Origin of the sequence: Rhodococcoides navarretei (assembly GCF_038069675.1) — a bacterium.
Classification (GTDB): Bacteria; Actinomycetota; Actinomycetes; order Mycobacteriales; family Mycobacteriaceae; genus Rhodococcoides; species Rhodococcoides navarretei.
The window spans coordinates 3,727,463-3,744,568 of record NZ_JBBPCN010000001.1 but is presented as its reverse complement, the minus strand read 5'-3'; the positions used below and the strand labels follow the sequence as shown (position 1 = coordinate 3,744,568).

General features: G+C 64.0%; 15 protein-coding genes and 1 riboswitch. Of the genes, 5 read left to right on the top strand and 10 right to left on the bottom strand.

What is annotated here, in order from left to right; genetic code table 11:
• Positions 1–49: 49 nt before the first annotated feature.
• The gene (locus tag AABD04_RS17485) at positions 50–1,615 is read right to left on the bottom strand and encodes an alpha/beta hydrolase (RefSeq protein WP_341441947.1); all 1,566 of its coding nucleotides are present in this window, start codon (positions 1,613–1,615) and stop codon (positions 50–52) included.
• 122 nt (positions 1,616–1,737) lie between these two features.
• Between AABD04_RS17485 and AABD04_RS17480 the strand changes: the two genes are divergently transcribed.
• Entirely contained in the window at positions 1,738–2,379 is a 642-nt protein-coding gene (locus tag AABD04_RS17480) for a TetR/AcrR family transcriptional regulator (RefSeq protein WP_335741506.1), read from the top strand.
• Between the two features lie 42 nt (positions 2,380–2,421).
• Here the strand turns inward: AABD04_RS17480 and AABD04_RS17475 are convergent, their stop codons facing one another.
• From AABD04_RS17475 to AABD04_RS17435, 9 genes are all read right to left on the bottom strand, one after another.
• A complete protein-coding gene (locus tag AABD04_RS17475) occupies positions 2,422–4,308 on the bottom strand; it encodes a S9 family peptidase (protein WP_341441946.1) in 1,887 nt (628 codons plus the stop codon).
• A 22-nt stretch (positions 4,309–4,330) separates the two neighbouring features.
• On the bottom strand, positions 4,331–5,617 hold the full coding sequence (locus tag AABD04_RS17470) for an alpha/beta fold hydrolase (protein ID WP_341441945.1): 1,287 nt from the start codon (positions 5,615–5,617) through the stop codon (positions 4,331–4,333).
• 39 nt (positions 5,618–5,656) lie between these two features.
• Complete coding sequence (locus AABD04_RS17465; RefSeq protein ID WP_243596260.1) at positions 5,657–6,379, bottom strand: MerR family transcriptional regulator; 723 nt, start codon at positions 6,377–6,379, stop codon at positions 5,657–5,659.
• Between the two features lie 87 nt (positions 6,380–6,466).
• Positions 6,467–7,153: a DUF3159 domain-containing protein gene (locus AABD04_RS17460; RefSeq protein ID WP_243596261.1), complete on the bottom strand. Its 687-nt coding sequence runs from the start codon at positions 7,151–7,153 to the stop codon at positions 6,467–6,469.
• An 829-nt stretch (positions 7,154–7,982) separates the two neighbouring features.
• Positions 7,983–8,597, bottom strand: coding sequence for an ATP-binding cassette domain-containing protein (locus AABD04_RS17455; RefSeq protein WP_335742272.1), 615 nt, complete (start codon positions 8,595–8,597; stop codon positions 7,983–7,985).
• Positions 8,594–9,349: an ATP-binding cassette domain-containing protein gene (locus AABD04_RS17450; RefSeq protein WP_374230323.1), complete on the bottom strand. Its 756-nt coding sequence runs from the start codon at positions 9,347–9,349 to the stop codon at positions 8,594–8,596. The genes AABD04_RS17455 and AABD04_RS17450 overlap by 4 nt, the downstream gene beginning before the upstream one ends.
• On the bottom strand, positions 9,346–10,185 hold the full coding sequence (locus tag AABD04_RS17445) for an ABC transporter permease (protein ID WP_243596264.1): 840 nt from the start codon (positions 10,183–10,185) through the stop codon (positions 9,346–9,348). Before AABD04_RS17445 ends, AABD04_RS17450 begins: the two co-directional genes overlap by 4 nt.
• The gene (locus tag AABD04_RS17440; RefSeq protein ID WP_423228164.1) at positions 10,182–11,279 is read right to left on the bottom strand and encodes an ABC transporter permease; all 1,098 of its coding nucleotides are present in this window, start codon (positions 11,277–11,279) and stop codon (positions 10,182–10,184) included. The genes AABD04_RS17445 and AABD04_RS17440 overlap by 4 nt, the downstream gene beginning before the upstream one ends.
• Positions 11,161–12,753: an ABC transporter substrate-binding protein gene (locus tag AABD04_RS17435; RefSeq protein WP_341441943.1), complete on the bottom strand. Its 1,593-nt coding sequence runs from the start codon at positions 12,751–12,753 to the stop codon at positions 11,161–11,163. The genes AABD04_RS17440 and AABD04_RS17435 overlap by 119 nt, the downstream gene beginning before the upstream one ends.
• 107 nt (positions 12,754–12,860) lie before the next feature.
• Here AABD04_RS17435 and AABD04_RS17430 point away from each other — a divergent pair, with 107 nt between their 5' ends.
• From AABD04_RS17430 to AABD04_RS17415, 4 genes are all read left to right on the top strand, one after another.
• Positions 12,861–13,157, top strand: a complete 297-nt coding sequence (locus AABD04_RS17430; RefSeq protein WP_335742275.1) for an ArsR/SmtB family transcription factor — start codon at positions 12,861–12,863, stop codon at positions 13,155–13,157.
• Positions 13,158–13,180: 23 nt separating this feature from the next.
• A riboswitch (cobalamin riboswitch) is annotated at positions 13,181–13,407 on the top strand.
• Positions 13,408–13,549: 142 nt separating this feature from the next.
• Positions 13,550–14,587 carry a FecCD family ABC transporter permease gene (locus AABD04_RS17425; protein WP_335742276.1) on the top strand — a complete coding sequence of 346 codons (1,038 nt, stop codon included), beginning with the start codon at positions 13,550–13,552 and terminating at the stop codon, positions 14,585–14,587.
• A complete protein-coding gene (locus AABD04_RS17420; RefSeq protein WP_341441942.1) occupies positions 14,587–15,360 on the top strand; it encodes an ABC transporter ATP-binding protein in 774 nt (257 codons plus the stop codon). Before AABD04_RS17425 ends, AABD04_RS17420 begins: the two co-directional genes overlap by 1 nt.
• Positions 15,357–16,364 (top strand): ABC transporter substrate-binding protein, encoded by a 1,008-nt coding sequence (locus tag AABD04_RS17415; RefSeq protein ID WP_243608378.1) that lies wholly within the window; start codon positions 15,357–15,359, stop codon positions 16,362–16,364. The genes AABD04_RS17420 and AABD04_RS17415 overlap by 4 nt, the downstream gene beginning before the upstream one ends.
• Positions 16,365–17,106 lie beyond the last annotated feature (742 nt).

Below are 17,106 nucleotides of genomic sequence, written 5' to 3'. Positions count from 1 at the left end.
AATGGTCACGCGATAATGCTGAGTGCCAAGCGTCGTGCCGGTCGTGGCTTTACAGAGCGCAACGCAAGTGGCCGTCGGGAGTGGTGAGATCGACCAGATAGCGTTCGACGATCGCGTTGACGCATGGGTTCGCTGCGGTGGTGGCGCCGTGCTGTTCACCGTCTACGGTGAGGAGTCGCCCGCCGAGGTTGTCTGCCAGTGCCACACCGCCTTCGTGTGGTGTCAGTCCGTCGCCGGTGACCGATACAACGAGTGTCTGCGGGAGGCCGGTGATGTTCTCGCCGTAGGGATAGTCGAGTACGTGTTCGTCAGGCCAGCCCTCGCATCCGTAATGTGTGTCCACGTCGAAACCTGGGTCCATGTACGGTGCCGCGGAATTGATCTCGGCGACGGTGGATGTCGTGTGCTCCGGTGTCGGTCGCATTTCGTCGAGGCAGTTGATGGCGAGCGTAGCTTCGGAAGAGTTGGTGTACGTTCCGTCGGGTCCCCGCTGCGCCGAGAGATCTCGCAGCGCAAGCAGTACCTCACCGCGTCCGGCCCGTAGCTCCGTCAAACCGCCGATGACGCTGTCCCAGGCCTGGTTCGAGTAGAGACCGAGGGTGATGGCTTCGATTGCCGAGTAGTAGGTCAGCCGACGACCGTCAGCAGTTCGGACCGGATTGTCGACAAGTGGTCGAAGCAAGTCCTGGGCCGCATCGGTCGCTCGGGCCGGATCGCTTCCCAAGGGGCAATTGCCTCGTTCGATGCAGTAGCGAGCCAGCTCGTCGAAGGAACGCTGCACGCCGGAAAACGTCTGGATCTGGCGTTCGAGAACATTCTTGCGCGGGTCGACTGCGCCGTCGAGAACCATCGCGCGGACCCGGTGCGGAAACTGTTGCGCATAGATCGTGCCCAAACGTGTTCCGTAGCTGGCACCGAGGAACGTCAGCTGCTCGTCGTCGAGCGCAGCGCGCAGGACATCGAGATCTCGGGCCACGTTCCGGGTGCCCATCTGGCCCAGGACATTCATACCGCCGCTGCGTCGAGCGCACTGATCGAGGACCGAGCGGGTCGATTCCGCGCTCCAGGCCAACGCCCCAGCGGGAACTCCGGACACGATGGCGTCATCGTCTCGTTCCTGGTCGGTGTAGCAGTCGATGGCCGGTTGTGAGGTCCCGACTCCACGTGGATCCATCGATACGATGTCGAAGTGTTCGCGAGCGGGACCGTTGCCCCATGAGTCTGCGACCGCGGTCACGAATCCGAGACTCGGGGCTCCCGGGCCGCCGGGGTTGACCACGACGGATCCGACGCGGTCGTTCCCTGTGGCCCGAATGCGGGAAATCCCGAGCTCGATGGTGGGCCCGTCGACAGCCGCGTAATCGAGCGGTACTTCGAGCGTTGTGCATTCGACCCTGTCGTCGGCAATGCCTGTGGCAGCAGGGTCGCACGCAGAGAAGTCGAGCGTTTGTTGTTCGTAACGTGTCGGTGCAGGCGAAGGCTGCGGCTCGACCGAGGACGGTGCGCTGCACGAGGTGAGAGCCCACAATCCAGCCATCGTCACTGCGGCGGTTTCGAGCACTGCCGTCCGGCGGCCGTGATACTTCCGATTCTGGTGGGATCGACTGTGGAGCATCGTAATTCCTCTCTCAGAGGCTCAAAGGCGTAGGTGCGAGCGCTGTGTGTTTCCCTTCCACGCACGACTAGTACAGCGTGATAGTGGGGCTCAACGTATCACGCTGTATTAGGGTTGGGGAGGTGTCGGACAATGTGGAGGCCCAAAGAAGCGAACCCAGCACCAAGGACCGGATTCTGATCGCAGCCGCGACGATGGTGTCCGAGGATCCGGGTACCCGGATCAGCGTCCGAGCGGTCGCCGCGCGAGCAGGGGTCAGTACCGGATCACTGCGTCACTTCTTTCCCACGCAGCGAGCGTTGATGGACGAAGTCGCCGCGGGAATCACCGGACTGGTGGCGAACAAAAATGTCATCGAAGACGCCACTGTGCCTGCCGAGGAGCGACTGTTGGCGTGTATGCAGCAAGTGTTGTCGGCCACCGGGACCGGTGAGCAAGCCCGCGATACGTGGAGACGGACGTTCGGTACCTACCTCAGCGCGGAACTCAACGCTGACGCCATCGACACGTATCTCGCTTTCAGCGCAGCCGGACTCCGGCACATAGAACACTGGCTGGAGGTCCTCGACAAAGAAGGTGCCCTGCCGCCGGGTGACAACACCCAGCGCGCCGCCTATCTCAACGTGGTGCTGGACGGGCTCTCCGTAGCACGAGCCCTCCCGACCGACGCTACTCGAATTCGCTCGGAAACAGACGTTCTGCAGCACGCCATTTCGATGCTTTTTCACACCGCTGCACCCATGCCGAAGGGCGACTCGGACTGACTTCGACGACGAGCTTCCGATCCACCTCCACTGTGCTTCCGATCATGGCAGACTACGGCCGCCGAGGTGGTGAGCGAGAAACTTCTCCACCTCGCGGTAGTAGCGAATACTGTTCTCCGGGTTGACGAATCCGTGGCCTTCGTCGTCGAACACGAGGTAGTCGACGTCGACGCCACGTGACCGCAGGCGCTCGACGACGTTGTCCGATTCTGCCTTGACGACCCGAGGATCGTTGGCACCCTGCGCAATCAGGAGCGGCGCGCGTATCGCGTCGAGCTTGGAGATGGGTGATCGTGCGAGCATGTCGGCCAGTTGATCGGGATCAGTGGGGTCGCCGACGAATCGGTGCCAGCTGTTGATGATTCCGGGACCGATGAAGGCCGGTTGGGTGCGCATGAAGTTCGACAGGTCCGAGATGCCGACGCAGTCGATCGCGGCGGCAAACGTGTCGGGGGTGAACGATGCGCCCACCAGCGCCGCATAGCCGCCGTAGGAACCACCCATGATGGCCACCCGCTCGCGATCGGCGTACCCCGCCTCGACTGCCCAGTTCACTGCATCGATCAGATCGTTGTGCATCGCGCCCGCAAATTCGCCGACCCCGGCGTTCATGTGCGCTGTGCCGTATCCGACGGACCCGCGAAAGTTGACCTGCAACACTGCATATCCGCGGTTCGCGAGCATTTGCGCGATGGGGTCGAAGTTCCACGAATCCCGATACCAGGGGCCGCCGTGCACCACCAGAACCATCGGCAGATTCTCGGGTTCCACGCCGACCGGAAGCGTCAGATACGACGGCAGAGTCAGACCGTCACGCGACTGGATGTTCACCGGCACCATCGGGGCCATGTCTCCGGGATCCAGGTGTGGGTAGGGGCGGAAGAGTCGGCGACTCGATCCGGTGTTGTGATCGTAGTAGTAGGTGACGGCCGGATCGCGGTCGTGGACGAAGCTGACGATCCATTTCTGTCCGCTCTCGTCGGAGGACAGTGCTCCGATGTCACCGTCGAACAGTTGCTCCAGATTCTTCAGTATCTCTGCGAAACCCGGTTTCACTGCGTGGATCACCTGGCGTTCTCCTAGATACCGAACACCGATGAGCTCGCCGGTTGCACTGTCGCAGATCAGCGGTGGCGCGGTCTGCTCGACGGCTCGTCGCACACCGTCGAGTTCGAGTGTCGGGTGACTGTCGACGACGGTCTCCTCACCGGTCTCCAGGTCGAGTCGAATCAGATAGTCCAAGTCGCGCCCCCGGTTGGAACCCAGCCACATGCCGGTACCGTCCGCGGTGATCTGCATCGGACTGATGCCCATCGGATAGTCGGTGCCGTCGAACGATGCCACCGTGGTTTCTGCTCCGGACTCCTCCAACCGCGTGATGTCGATGGTGCCGGCCGTGGTCATCGCGAAGACGAACACCTCGCCGTCGGAACCGAGCATCGGATACCGGCCGACGCCGGGGCTCTGCCGGATCATCGTCAGTTCACCTGTGGCGATCTCGATTTCGTACAGGTCGAACTCGGCGATGTTTCTTCCGTTGATCAGGACGGTGTACACACCTTCCCGACCGCGCACGGGTTCGATGGCCACCGCGCGGGAACCGGGGAACGGCGTCAGATCGACTGCCGCGGCATCGGGATCATTCAGATCGACGCGGAACACGTGGTTGTTCTCGTCACCGCCGGTGTCCTGCATATACAGCAGCCAGCGGGGGTCGTCCGTCCACTGAAAATCGTGCACACTGCGCGTCTCGTCCGCGGTGACGCAGCGTGGCTCACTACCGGGCGCGAGGTCTTCGATCCACACGTTCAGACGGTTCTTCCACGGCGCGAGGAACGCCATCGTGTTGCCGTCCGGTGAGATCGTGGCACCGGAGCGAATGGGTGGGCCGAAGAAGTCCTCGACCGAGATCAGTGGGGGTGCAGTCATGATTTGTCCTTTCGTTCGGCTGTTACAGGGCGCAGCGGGCGTCGGCCGGTGGGGATTCGAGGTCGACGAGGTAGTTCGCGACGATGTCGTTGACGCAGGTGCTCGTTGCGCCGAACGCCACAGTGTGTTGGTCGCCGTCGACGGTGAGCAGCGAGCCGCCCAGGGTGTTCGCCAAGTTGACGCCTCCCTCGTACGGTGTGGACGGGTCGCCGGTCACCGAGATGGTCAGTGTGTCGGGGAGTCCGTCGATGTCGGTGGTGATGACCGGCCACGCGGTCGAGTCGTAGAGGCCCGCGATCACGGCACCGTATGCGGCGTCGAAGTCCATGACGCGGCCATCGGGGGTGACGATCGGGTTGTCGATCAGCGGTCTGACGATCTGTTGGAAGTTGTCGACAGCCTTGCTCGGGTCTGTGCCCAGCGGGCAGTCAGGGGCGCTCGTGCATGCCGCGGCCATGTCGTCGAAAGCTTTTTGGAAGTTGGTGTATTGGTAGATCCGGCGCTCTGCGGTGCCCTGGCCCGGATCGATTCCGCCGTCCAGAACCATCGCGCGCACGTTCTCCGGGAACATCTCCGCGTAGACCGCGCCGAGTCGTGTTCCGTAGCTCTGGCCGAGGTAGCTCAGGGTGTCGTCGCCGAGCACTGCCCGGAGAATGTCCATGTCGCGGGCAGCGTCGCGGGTACCGACGTGTTGGAGGACGTCGTCGCCGCCGGATCGTTCGGAGCACTGGCTCACCAGCTGCCGTGCACCGTCCTCGGTGAGGGTTCTCGAGCCGGTGAGTACCGTGGTGTAGGCCTGTCCTGCCTCATACTCCTCATCGGTGAAGCAGTCAATGGCAGGGGTGGACGCACCGACGCCGCGGGGATCGAATCCGATCAGATCGAATTTTTCGGTCAGCGGGCTCTGCGCCCACGTCGCCGTCGCACCTGACGCCGCCATACTCATTCCAGGCCCGCCCGGTCCGCCGGAGTTGAGCAGGAGCGAGCCCACTTTCTCGCCTCGGGCGGGTGCTTTCAGCAGCGCGATCTGCGCCGCCCGCCCATCCGGGTTCTCGTAGTCGAGTGGCACGTCCACGCGGGCGCACTCGAATCCGGGGTCACTGGAAAACAGTTGCTCGTCGGTCGTGGTGGTGCCGTAGCCTTCGCACGGCTCGAATGTCACGCTCTGGTCGTAGAACTGCTGCAGATCGGCCGACGGCTCGGAGTCGGCGTCCGGTTCCGGCGGCGACTGGCTGCAGGCACCGAGCAGCAGCATCGACGCCGACGCTGCAGCGAAGAGTTTCGCTCTCCTGTTGTCGATTAGGGGCATGATCGGTCGACTCCTGTCGAATTGCAGTGTGTTGATGTTCTATTCGGGATCGGCGGCGTTGAGTGCCGCGACCTGTCGCAGCACGTCGCGTTGGGCGGGGTTGTACAGGTCTTCCACGGCGACTGCGAGTGCGCGAGTCACCCGTCGTCTGTCGCCGTCGGTTTCTGTGTCGTCGAACAGGGCCGGGAAACGAGCCGCCAGCTGACGAACATGCGGAGCCATTCGTTCCGCCAGATCCCTGGTGGTGGCGCTGTCGGCGTCGGCCGGGAGGTCGTCGAACTCTGGATCTGTGGGCAGCTGAGGAGTGGACCGCAATAGGTCGCAGTAGGCGTCGAGGGCCGTCGGATTCAGTACAGTGCTGGCGAAGGTGATGAACTGCCGGTCTGCTGTCGTCAGATGTCTTGCAGCAGATCCGAGTTCGGGTGGCAGATCGGTCGGAAGGGAGTCGTGGAGAAGCATCGCGATCTCCAACCGTGCTCGCTGCAGGCGATCGATCGTTGCGCCGAGTTCTGCATCCAGGGTGCGCAGTGCTTGTTCGGGATGGTCGCGCCCATCACCCTGAGCGGCGATGTCGGCCAACGAGAATCCCAGTTCGGTGAGGCGTTTGATCTGCATCAGCCGTACGAGATGCGTGACGCTGTACTGCTTGTAGCCGTTCGAGGCACGCTCGGGCTCATCGAGTAGTCCGACATCGTGGTAGTGCCGCACCGACTTCAGGGTGGTGCCGGCGAGATCGGCGATCTGTCGAGTGCTCCAGCCCATGTCGCTCTCCTCCGGTTCGATCGGGTCGGGATCAGTGTCGACTGTGACCCAACGGCATAGTCAAGTGTCAACTGCGCACAGGAGGTCCTACGCAGGGGTCGAGTGAACCAACTGCGCCGTGGAGCGGCGGAAGGCCCAGACGGTGACGAGCACTGCCGCCGCGAGCAACGGGGTGCCCATTGCGATCCGAGCGAACGCGAGCCACCCGGTGGCGTCGGTGTCGTACAACCAGTCCTGAACGACGTAGCGGGCACCGAACAACACGGCAAATGTCGACGTCGCGATGTAGTGGGCGCGGGCGACCGAGCGATTGGATCGCCAGGTGTACTCGTTGCCGTGCAGCGCATTCCACAGCAGTCCGGTCAACGGTCGTCGCGCGAGTATCGAGGCCAGCATCAGTGCAGCTCCGGCAAGGCTCAGCCAGATGCCGATGAGGAAGTAGCCCCCTGCCGACCCCGTCCAGGCGGCGATACCGCCTGCGACGACGACGCCCAGCAGTCCGCCACTGGCCTGCGCGATCGGCTCGCCTCGCTTGACGCGGAGAACAGTGACCACCAGTGCGATGGCGATCGCGACGCCGACGGCGATCGGAAGGGCCACCAGAGCATTGGCGGTGACGAATGCCACGACCGGAATGGCTGTATAGATCATTCCACTGGTTCCGCCGAGGCTGTCGAGCAGAAGCTGTGTGGCATTGATCTTTTCCGTGGTCTTGCCACCGGGAATTGTCTGAGTCTCGTTTTTGTCGTCCGATGTCGATTCCGGCGTGTTCATGGTGCCCTCCTCGTCGATGCTTCGGTTCGCTCTGTGCATCCCCTACTGTCGTCTCGGCGACCGGGGCACAACAGTGCACACAAACATTGGATGTGGTGACAACATCATCGACAGGACATGACAGATGTCATGTCCTGGCAGTGTGACCGCTAGGTCGGTGGCCCGAGAACAGCGTCGACTGCGTCAGAGAGAATTGGTTTTTTGCTGAACCGCCAGAGCACTCCAGGCGCAACGCGGCTCTGGCGGCTCCGCAACTCCAAGACAGATCAAGCAGGCGGCCGGGTAGCGAAACCCGGCCGTACAAGGGCAGCGACGAAACCTGCCCGTTCGACGCTGAAGTGCGCTGATGCAAAGTCGTCGCGGTGGATCCCGCAGTTGCACAGTCCTACTGAGTCGAGGGCGATATGGGTTCGCGACGAATGAGTCTCGGTGTCACGCGTCGGCACGGAGCGTCGATCGCCAGGGCGCTCTGCGTCCACCCGATACCGTGGCTGTCCGACACCGATCAGGACCGTCCGATGTCGGAGGATCGGCGGCAGTTCGGTGTCACGAGAGTGTCACAAGTCGGTACGTTCGGACCTGGACTCGTCCGGACAACTATGCACAAAAAACGTTGCAAATAAGCAAATATCAGGTCCATTGAAGTTCGTGCAGATCCACTTCTAGGGACTTGAAATCCGCACAGCTTCGGTGCGAGTCCGACTGTGGGCACCGGATTTGCGCGTGGAAGATGCTCAACTGGCTTTTCGGACGATTCTCATTGGACCGCCACAGTACACAACAAGTTCGAGGGAGCTGGTCAACTGAATCATCCCAGGCTCGATGACGATCAGGATGCGATGTGCGCACGGAGTTCGAGGTGTTCGGGCGCGAGGGCGTCGATGACGGCTCGGTCGTGGCTGACCACAGCGAGTCCGGCTCCGTCTGCAGCCAGTGCAGTGAGCAGTCGCATCACGTCGCGGGTGGCGATCGGATCGAGCATGGACGTCGGCTCGTCGCACAGGATGTACAGCGGCTGTTGCACGAGGATGCGCGCGAGGCATGCGCGTTGGAGTTGCCCATCGCTCACCTGGGCCGGGAATCGCCGCAGCAGAGCAGTATCGAGGCCGACGCGGTCGCACACGGCCTCGACATCGATCGACTTCCGGCGAATCGCTGCAGGCTCGGCCACGATCGCGCCGAGGGTCCACCGCGGATTGCACACCAGTCTCGGATGCTGAGCAAGGAGAGCGATCGACCCGCGCATGGGCCGTGCCTGCGCATCCCATGTCACGGTGCCTGTATGTGGCTGCACCAACCCGGCGAGCACCCCGAGCAGTGTCGTCTTTCCGACGCCGGACGGGCCGGTGATACCGGTTGTCGTGCCGGGGGTAATGGTCACCGAGACCTGTTTTAGGACAGCGGTGTCGTCGTACGTCACGGTCACGTTCCGAGCTTCGATCATATCGTCACGCCTTCGAAGAGAGCGCGGACGTAGTCGTCGTCGTGCGAGAGGACTGTCGTCGGTGTGGCCTGGAGGACCGTCGTCCCCGCCCTCATCACGGCGATGGATCCACAGGTGCCGGAGCGCATCATCGAGGTCAGATCGTGAGTGACGATCAGCACGGCTCGACCGTCTGCCGCGATGTCGCTCAACAGTGCCCAGACCTGTTCTGCCAGAGCTGGATCGAGTGCCGATGTCGGCTCGTCCGCAATTACCAGATCCGGTGATCCGGCGAGCGCCGCGGCGATCGCGGCGCGCTGCGCCATCCCGCCGGACAATTCGTGCGGGTACAGCCGCGCGGTCGATGGTGGGAGTGCTACCCGATCCAATAGCTCCGACAGGGTGTTTCGGCTTCCCAGGGTTCGCGCGACCTCGGCGAGCTGGGAGCCGACGGTGCGCACGGGTGTGAACGAGGTAGCGGGCGACTGCGGAATCAGCCCGATGCGGTGCCCGCGGAGTATTCGCCAGTCGGCCTCGGTCGGCACCGCGCGTCCGGCTATGTCGAGAGTCCCGGTCGTGTATGAACCCGGCGGCAGCAGCCCGCACAGTGCGGCCGCAACGAGGGATTTGCCACATCCCGATTCGCCGACGAGGGCGGTGACTCGGCCGGAGTCGACGTCGAGATCGACGGAGTCCAGTGTGCGAACGAGAGTGCCTCCGCGGCTACGTGAGTCGATGTCCACGGTGTATTCGCGAAGTCTGGCCGCCGTCACCACACCGAACCCCCGGGTGGAGTGAGTCGTCGTCGCAGCATCGACAATCCCAGGGTGAACGCGAGTGCCGTCACCACCAGCGCCGTGGCCGGAACGGCGAGTGTCCACCACGCGCCGAGCATCACATCGCCGCGGGCCTGCCCGAGCAGCGTGCCCAGGCTCGCGCGATCGGGTGACAGGCCGACTCCGAGGAACGACAGCGTCGATTCGTGCCAGATGGCGTGCGGGATCAGCATCGCCAGCGCGACCAGAATCTGCCCACCTACCGACGGTGCCAGGTGTCTGCGTGCGACGAACCATCGGGACGCGCCGGCCAGGCGGGAGGTACGTACCCACCCGGAATCTGCCGTCGCCAAGACCTCGGCTCGCACTATCCGGGCCACAGAAGGCCAGTGCGTCAACGAGATCGACGCCACCACGGCAAGTGGCTCGCCTCGCCACAGCGCCGCGATGACGATACCCAGCACCAGGTGGGGAAGGGCGTTGACCGTATCGACCACGCGCATGACGACGGCATCGAACCACCCGCCGGCAGCCGCCGAAGCAACCCCGATGACCACTCCGAGAGCGCACGCGATCACCGCGCAGAGTACTGCGATCAACAGCGAGATCCGCAGCCCCTCTGCTGTTCTGGTGAGCATGTCGTATCCGGAGTGATCGGTGCCCAGCAGGTTCGAGGCGCTCGGCGGCAGCAGAGCGGAAGCGAAATCCGCGGTCTGCCGCCCGGCGATCATCGGGATCAGCACTGCGCCGAGTGAGATCGCGAGAACCACCAACCACGGCGAATCCGGAATGTATCGACGCCGATAGTCGAGCTCATCGTCTCGGGCGGTCATGCAGCGATCCGCACTCGGGGGTCGATCGCAGCGGTCGCTGCGTCGGAGAATGCCGATCCCAGCAATACTGCGAGGGCCGCGGCGGTCGTGGTCGCCGCCATCAACGAGAAGTCCAGTGCCGCAGCCGATTGTACCAGTGCTTCGGCCATCCCTGGCCACCCGAACACGGTCTCGACAATCGCAGCACCCGCGATCAGCTCAGGTAGCCGGGTGCCGAGCAGAGCCAGAGTAGGAGCCACCGACGTCGGCAGCACGTGCCCACGCAACAGAGCCCACCCGTAGATCCCGCGTGCCCGCGCCGCGCGCACCGCATCGGAGTCGGCCGAGTCGACAACCGCAGCCCGCATGGACAGAAGAAGCCACGGGATCTGCGACACGGTGAGCGCGATCAGCGGAAGAACGGCATGCGCGGCGATCCCCGCGGCCGAGTACGTAGTGCCCGGTGCCCGTGCACCCGAGGTGGGAAACCACCGGAAGGTCACTGCGAACACCGAGACCAGAACCAGCGATACGACGAACGGCGGCACGGCCGCGAAAGTCGTGGACAGGACCGAGCACGCCCGATCGAGCATGCCGCCGCGGCGCATCCCGGCCGACGAACCCACTACGACGGCGGTCACGGTGGCCAGAATCAGGGCGAGAGCAGACAGTCCGAGAGTGAAGGGCAGACGTTCGGCAAGGACTGTCGAGACCGGGAGGGACTGGGTCGAGGACCATCCGAGATCGCCGTGCAGTAGGTCGGTCAGCCAGGTCCACCATGCGGTGTACCACGGCGTCTCCGTTCCGTAGGCGTCTCGAAGTTGCTGCCGCTGCGACAGAGTCGCACTCTGGTATCTGTCACCGAGGTACGCGGCGAGCGGGTCGAGTGGAGATAGCGACGCGAGTGCGAACATGGCCGCCGAGACCGCGACGACGGTCGGGATCGCGATACCGGTACGGACGGCGAGGATTCGGCCCACTGTCCGGGCTCGAGTTCTACTGCGCACGTGCCCACGCCGCCAGGTCCCACCATGGACCCCACGAGACGCCGTGCGAGTGCGGTTCGAGAATGGGAGGGCTCTGGTTCCAGCCGAGATCGCGATACGCGTATGCATGGTCGAGAAACGTGAGGAACACCGAGGACGGCTGCTCCACGTAGAGCTGCTGGATCAGCCGGTATCGAGCGTCGTTCTCGGGTCCGGACGCGGAATCGCGAGCTTGCTGCAGTGCATCGTCGAGACCCGGCGCGGTGAAGTTGCCGGGGTTGGCATAGGGCGAGGAGTCGTCGACGCGGGTGTGCAGGGTGTCGAACACCTGCGAGTCGATGCTGTACGGGGTGTCGCCGCCGCCGAGCAGCACTGCCGAGTCGCCGAGGCGGGTCTCGATCTCGTCCCACCCGGTTCCTCGGGGCCGGACATCGATACCGACGGGTTGCATGGCGGCGGCAAAGGCTACCGCCAGATCCCTCCGCACAGAATCCTGAGCGTTGTAGAGAAGCTCGAACGACGCTGTGGCACCGTCTTTCTGGCGTATACCGCCTGCGCCGACGCGCCACCCGGCGGCATCGAGGGTGGACTCGGCGGCGGAAAGGTCGAACGGGAACACGGCTGTCGGCTCGTAGGCGTCGCCGTAGACATCGGCCACCGGTGTGCTCGCGGGGCGACCGTACCCACCGAGAACGTCGTCGACCATGCGCCTTCGATCGACGGCGAGATTCATCGCGATCCGGGCTTGGAGGTCGGACGTGAACGCATTGCCCGCCGGAAGCGAGACCCCGCGCCAATCAGCAGATTTCACGCCGACCGTCTTCACGTCGTCGTTTCCGTCGAGCGCGGCGACGGCAGTCGGAGGCAGTGACGTGCCGGAGACCTCGCCCGTGGCGACGCGCTGCACTCGGGTGTTGTCGTCCGGGGTGTAGGTGATCACCAGTCGCGTCACCTGGGGAGCCTCGCCCCAGTAGTCCTCACGTGCGGTGAACACGGCCTGATCTGCGCGCAGGCTGTCCAACATGTACGGCCCGGTTCCGACCGGCTCGGTGTTCAGTGCCCAGTCGGCTGCGGGTGCCTGCTCGACCCGCTCCGACGGAGCGATACCGAGCAGGAGGTACGGCGACGGATCTGCGTCGGTGGTCATCGTTATCACCACGGCATCCGATCCATCGGCGACGACATCGACGATCGGATCGAAATCCGTCGAGATCTCGGATGCGACACTGGGATTCTTCACGGCCTCGTAGGTGGCCACTACGTCCGCGGAGTCGAAGTCGGTGCCGTCCGAGAATGCGACGTCCGCACGCAATGTCACTCGCCACTGCCGGGGTGCAATATTCGTCGGGACCGAGTCGGCCAGGGACGGAACGAGATCGGGAAGTGCGGAGTCGGAAACGGCGTCGGGGCGGAGCAACCCCTCGTAGACCGGGGAGACGCCGAGTGCCCCGTAGCCGGACACCGGACTGAACCCGCCGAGTTCCTGGCTGTCGGCCAGCACGATCGCCCCGCCGGAGCTCTCGTCGGACGGTGACGCGCAACCCGCGGCGGTGAGGGCGAGGGCAACAGCTGCACCCAGAATGCGGGCGATGGACGGTGTCACGGACTGCTCCCCGGGTGCATGCTCGGTCGAAATATGTGTCCAGGCAGACACATGTTGTGTGCCGTAGTGTAGCAGCAGCATTGGGAACCAGCAGCGCGGGAGAATCGATGACCGATAGCGACGACATCGAGGAATGGTCGACCCGCTTTGCCGTCCTGTCCGATCCGACGCGGCTCCGTCTGGTCAGCTACATGCACGAGAAATCCGGTGCCACTGTCGCCGAACTCGCTGCCGCCGTGGGTATCACCGACAACGCGGCGTCGCAATCGCTCCGCGCTCTCAGGGCCCGAGGGTGGGTCGAGACCACGAAGTCGGGCCGGACGGTGCACTACCGGGTAGTCGCCGACGCGATCGTGCACCGGATCCTGCACGACATCATGGGCGCGGAGCACCGCCATGACTGACACCCGCGACGACAGTCGTGGTGTTACAGTCGCGCTGCGTTGGTTTCCGGCGGCCTCTCTGTGAGGTTCGTCGGATCGCAAGAGGGAATCCGGTGTGAATCCGGAACTGCCCCGCAGCGGTATGTGAAAACGACCGCGGTCAACAGCACTGAGCCCAGGGGCTCGGGAAGCGACCGCTATTAGGTTGTCATCGGGAGCATCCGGTGACGTGTTCACGAGTCCGAAGACCTGCCAACGCGGCCGCACCACCGGTGCGGTCGCTTGTCGACTCCGTGGGACATGGTCGACGAGATGCAGACCGTGTTGGGACAGGTCTGTCGTCTTCGTCTGCGCTCGTGTCATGAGAGCCGCAACGCCTGACGTCGACGACCTGCAAGGAACGTGCCAACGAGATGCGCCGAATATCGGTGACTGCTCTGACCGCGACCGCCCTCCTGGTGTTGGTAGCGGTGTCGGTGATCGCATTGATGCTCGGTACCGCACATATCCCGTGGCGCGAGGTCAGCCACATCGCGTGGGCAGAGATCACCGGTGGCACCATCGCTACGGACGATGTACCCAACTACCGCATCATCGTCGATTCACGCCTGCCTCGGGTGCTGCTGGCCATTCTCATCGGCGGCGGCCTCAGCGCCGTCGGACTGGTTGTTCAGGCGATGGTGCGCAATGCCCTCGCGGACCCGTACGTGCTGGGTATATCCTCCGGTGCGTCCGTCGGCGCGACGTCGGTGGTGCTGTTCGGAACCTTCGGTGCTCTCGGAATCTACGCCCTCTCCACGGCCGCGTTCGTCGGTGCGTTGGCTGCGACGTTGCTGGTGTACCTCATGGCCAGATCTGCGGCGGGGCTTGTTCCTCTGCGGCTGGTTCTCACCGGAACGGCTCTCGGGTACGGCTTCTCGGCCATCACCACTGTCCTGGTATTCCTTGCACCCCACGGCGACGGCGCACGAAGTGTCATGTTCTGGCTCCTCGGAAGCCTGTCGGCGGCGACCTGGCAGATGGTCCCGCTCGCGGCCGTCGTCACCGTAGTGGGCTTGGTGATCATCGCCGCCTGCGCCCGCCGCCTCAACGCATTGTCGATGGGCGATGAAGTCAGCGCCGCTCTCGGCCTCGACGCCTCGAAGTTCCGGCTACTGCTGTTCGTCGTCGCGGCGGCGATGACCGGATGTTTCGTATCTATCTGCGGTGCAGTCGGGTTCGTCGGACTCGTCGTCCCGCATGTCGCCCGAATGCTCGTCGGTGCCGACCATAGGCGCTTGATCGTGGTGGTCCCGGTCCTTGGATCGGTCTTTCTGGTCAGCGCCGACCTTCTCGCCCGAACCTTGGTGCCTCCGCAGGAACTTCCGCTCGGCGCGATCACCGCGGCGGTCGGAGTCCCGGTGTTCGTGCTGCTGATGCGCCGCCGCGGTGCGCTGATGGGTTCCGACTGATGCGGGTCGAGTACGACGCCGTCGACGTCACCATCGATGGTGCCACGATCGTGCACGACGTCACCGTCTCGATCCCGTCGGGACACTTCGTCGGGATCGTAGGGCCCAACGGCAGCGGAAAATCGACACTATTGCGATGCCTCTACCGGGCGCTGACCCCGTCGGCGGGAACGGTGCGGGTCGACGGCGTCGACAATCTGACTGTCAGCATGCGCCTGAACGCTCTGCAGGTGGCCGCGTTTACCCAGGATTCGCCCCTGCAATTCGACTTCACCGCCGCCGAAGTCGTTGCGACCGGCCGACTTCCCCACGGACGCGCATTCTCGCGAGATCGGGCACACGATCACCTGGTCTGTCGGGAAGCGATGCTGCTCGCCGACGCACAACATCTGTCGGAGCGGAGCTTTCTCTCACTGTCCGGCGGGGAGCGGCAACGAGTCCTGATCGCACGCGCGTTCGCGCAGGAACCGAAGGTGCTGGTACTGGACGAGCCGACCAACCATCTCGACGTCCACCATCAATATGCCGTGCTCTCCGCCGCGAAAAAGCTCGGTGTCACCGTCGTCGCTGCCCTGCACGACCTCAACCTCGCAGCCCAGTACTGCGACCAGCTGTTCGTGCTCGGTGCCGGCCGGCTGGTGTGCTCGGGCACCCCCGCCGAGGTCATCACCGTCGACGTTCTGCGCCGATGGTTCGAGATCGGCGGCCACATCATCACCCACCCCCGACTGGGCGTCCCCCAGATCATTTTCGACGAGAAAGAGTACCGATGACACATCCGAGACGGACCTGGGCGCTGATCGCTGCAACCACCCTGGCGCTGAGCGCCTGCGGCGCGGAGGTGGAGACCACAGCAGAACCAGGCGGCGCGACCGTCACCGTCACCAACTGCGACGAGCCGTTGACCGTTGATGGCGTTCCGCAGCGCGTGGTCACCAACGACACCGGAATCACCGAGATGATGTTCGCGCTCGGCCTGGCCGACCGAGTCGTCGGCTTCTCCGCGCAGGCATCGAAGGACGGGGACATCGAATCCTCGCCCTGGAAAGCCGATTTCGAGTCCACCCCCGATATCGGTGACACCTTCACCCGTGAAGCGGTCCAGGCCGCGAATCCGGACTTCGTCTTCGCCGGCTGGAACTACGGATACAAGGAATCGACCGGTCTGACACCGGACTGGGTGCGCAGCATCGGTGCCACCCCGTATCAGCTCACCGAGGCATGCCGTCAACCCGGCACCACGCAGCGCGGAATCATGGACCCGCTCGACGCGCTGTACGCCGACATCGAAAACCTCGGCGATATCTTCGACGTCCGTGACCGCGCCGACGATCTCGTCGCCGGGTACCGCGAACAAGTTGCGGACGCGAACGCGACAGCACCGGCCGGGCAGGATCCGACGCGAATGTTCTTGTTCGACAGTGCGACCCCGGAACCGTTCACCGCCGGCCGTACAGCAGCCCCATCGCAGATCTTCCGAGAGGCCGGTGGCAGCAACATCTTCGACGACATCGACAACTCGTGGACCACCGCATCCTGGGAGGCCGCGGCTCAGCGCGATCCGCAAGCGATCGTCATAGTCGACTACAACTCGGGCGCGGGGGAGACCGTCGAGGCGAAAATCGAACAGCTACGGCAACATCCGCTGATGTCGGGAACGACCGCGGTCCGCGAGAACAACATCACGGCCCTTCCCTACGCGGCGCTCGTCGAAGGCCCACGCAACCCGCAGGCGGTGACTTCAGTCGCGGATTTTTTGCGGTCGAAAGGTCTGTGACTGCGATCGCGGCAGAGGGCGCTTTTCACCTTTGTGACCGGTACGTCGGAGCGACTCGAAACGCTGCATGTGGATAGAAGATGAACAGAGTGGCAATGGATCGATCCAGACCGACAGTCATCGTATGCCGCGGATGCTGCTGCGGCACTACCGACAAGCATCCGGACATCGACCACGACGCCGAACTCGAGAGTTTGCGTCACCTGGTCGATGGTGTCGGTAACTTTCGCGTCACCGAGTGCCTTGGACCATGCGAACGATCGAACGTTGTCGTGGTTGCCCCATCGAGATGCGGACATCGAACCGGTGGCCGACCAACGTGGCTCGGTTTCGTTCTGGGCGCAGGAATGAAGGAGCAGATTGCAGGTTGGCTCTGCAACGGAGGACCTGGGCTTGCCGAGATGCCGACGTCTCTCGCTTCGCACTGCTTCGACCAGCGTCGAAAATAAGCTCGGGGCGAACGACTTTCCTGTCAGTGTCCTCCCCGTCGCTGCGATCACCCGGTGCCGCATCCGAGTCCGGATGGCATCGGCGCTGTGGGCGCCTGTGCTGCTGTGGACGAACTGCTGGACTCGTGTGTCTCGAAAGTAACGCACACACCACGCCGTCGGCTTTCTCCGCACTGCCGTGGGAGTATTCATCCGGTGGCCTGGAACAGTGAGGTCAAGAGGCCGGCGAAGCAGGGTCGTGATCGGTTCGCGGTGGGGGAGTCAGCTCCGTCGATCGGGGATTGGACGATCTC

What these genes read in the sequence shown, in the direction of transcription:
- AABD04_RS17425 (WP_335742276.1), top strand. Translation starts at nt 13,550, where the DNA reads ATGCGCCGAATATCGGTGACTGCTCTGACCGCGACCGCCCTCCTGGTG.
- AABD04_RS17440 (WP_423228164.1), bottom strand. Translation starts at nt 11,279, where the DNA reads ATGCATACGCGTATCGCGATCTCGGCTGGAACCAGAGCCCTCCCATTC.
- AABD04_RS17470 (WP_341441945.1), bottom strand. Translation starts at nt 5,617, where the DNA reads ATGCCCCTAATCGACAACAGGAGAGCGAAACTCTTCGCTGCAGCGTCG.
- AABD04_RS17485 (WP_341441947.1), bottom strand. Translation starts at nt 1,615, where the DNA reads ATGCTCCACAGTCGATCCCACCAGAATCGGAAGTATCACGGCCGCCGG.
- AABD04_RS17420 (WP_341441942.1), top strand. Translation starts at nt 14,587, where the DNA reads ATGCGGGTCGAGTACGACGCCGTCGACGTCACCATCGATGGTGCCACG.
- AABD04_RS17430 (WP_335742275.1), top strand. Translation starts at nt 12,861, where the DNA reads ATGACCGATAGCGACGACATCGAGGAATGGTCGACCCGCTTTGCCGTC.
- AABD04_RS17455 (WP_335742272.1), bottom strand. Translation starts at nt 8,597, where the DNA reads ATGATCGAAGCTCGGAACGTGACCGTGACGTACGACGACACCGCTGTC.
- AABD04_RS17460 (WP_243596261.1), bottom strand. Translation starts at nt 7,153, where the DNA reads ATGAACACGCCGGAATCGACATCGGACGACAAAAACGAGACTCAGACA.
- AABD04_RS17475 (WP_341441946.1), bottom strand. Translation starts at nt 4,308, where the DNA reads ATGACTGCACCCCCACTGATCTCGGTCGAGGACTTCTTCGGCCCACCC.
- AABD04_RS17445 (WP_243596264.1), bottom strand. Translation starts at nt 10,185, where the DNA reads ATGACCGCCCGAGACGATGAGCTCGACTATCGGCGTCGATACATTCCG.
- AABD04_RS17465 (WP_243596260.1), bottom strand. Translation starts at nt 6,379, where the DNA reads ATGGGCTGGAGCACTCGACAGATCGCCGATCTCGCCGGCACCACCCTG.
- AABD04_RS17415 (WP_243608378.1), top strand. Translation starts at nt 15,357, where the DNA reads ATGACACATCCGAGACGGACCTGGGCGCTGATCGCTGCAACCACCCTG.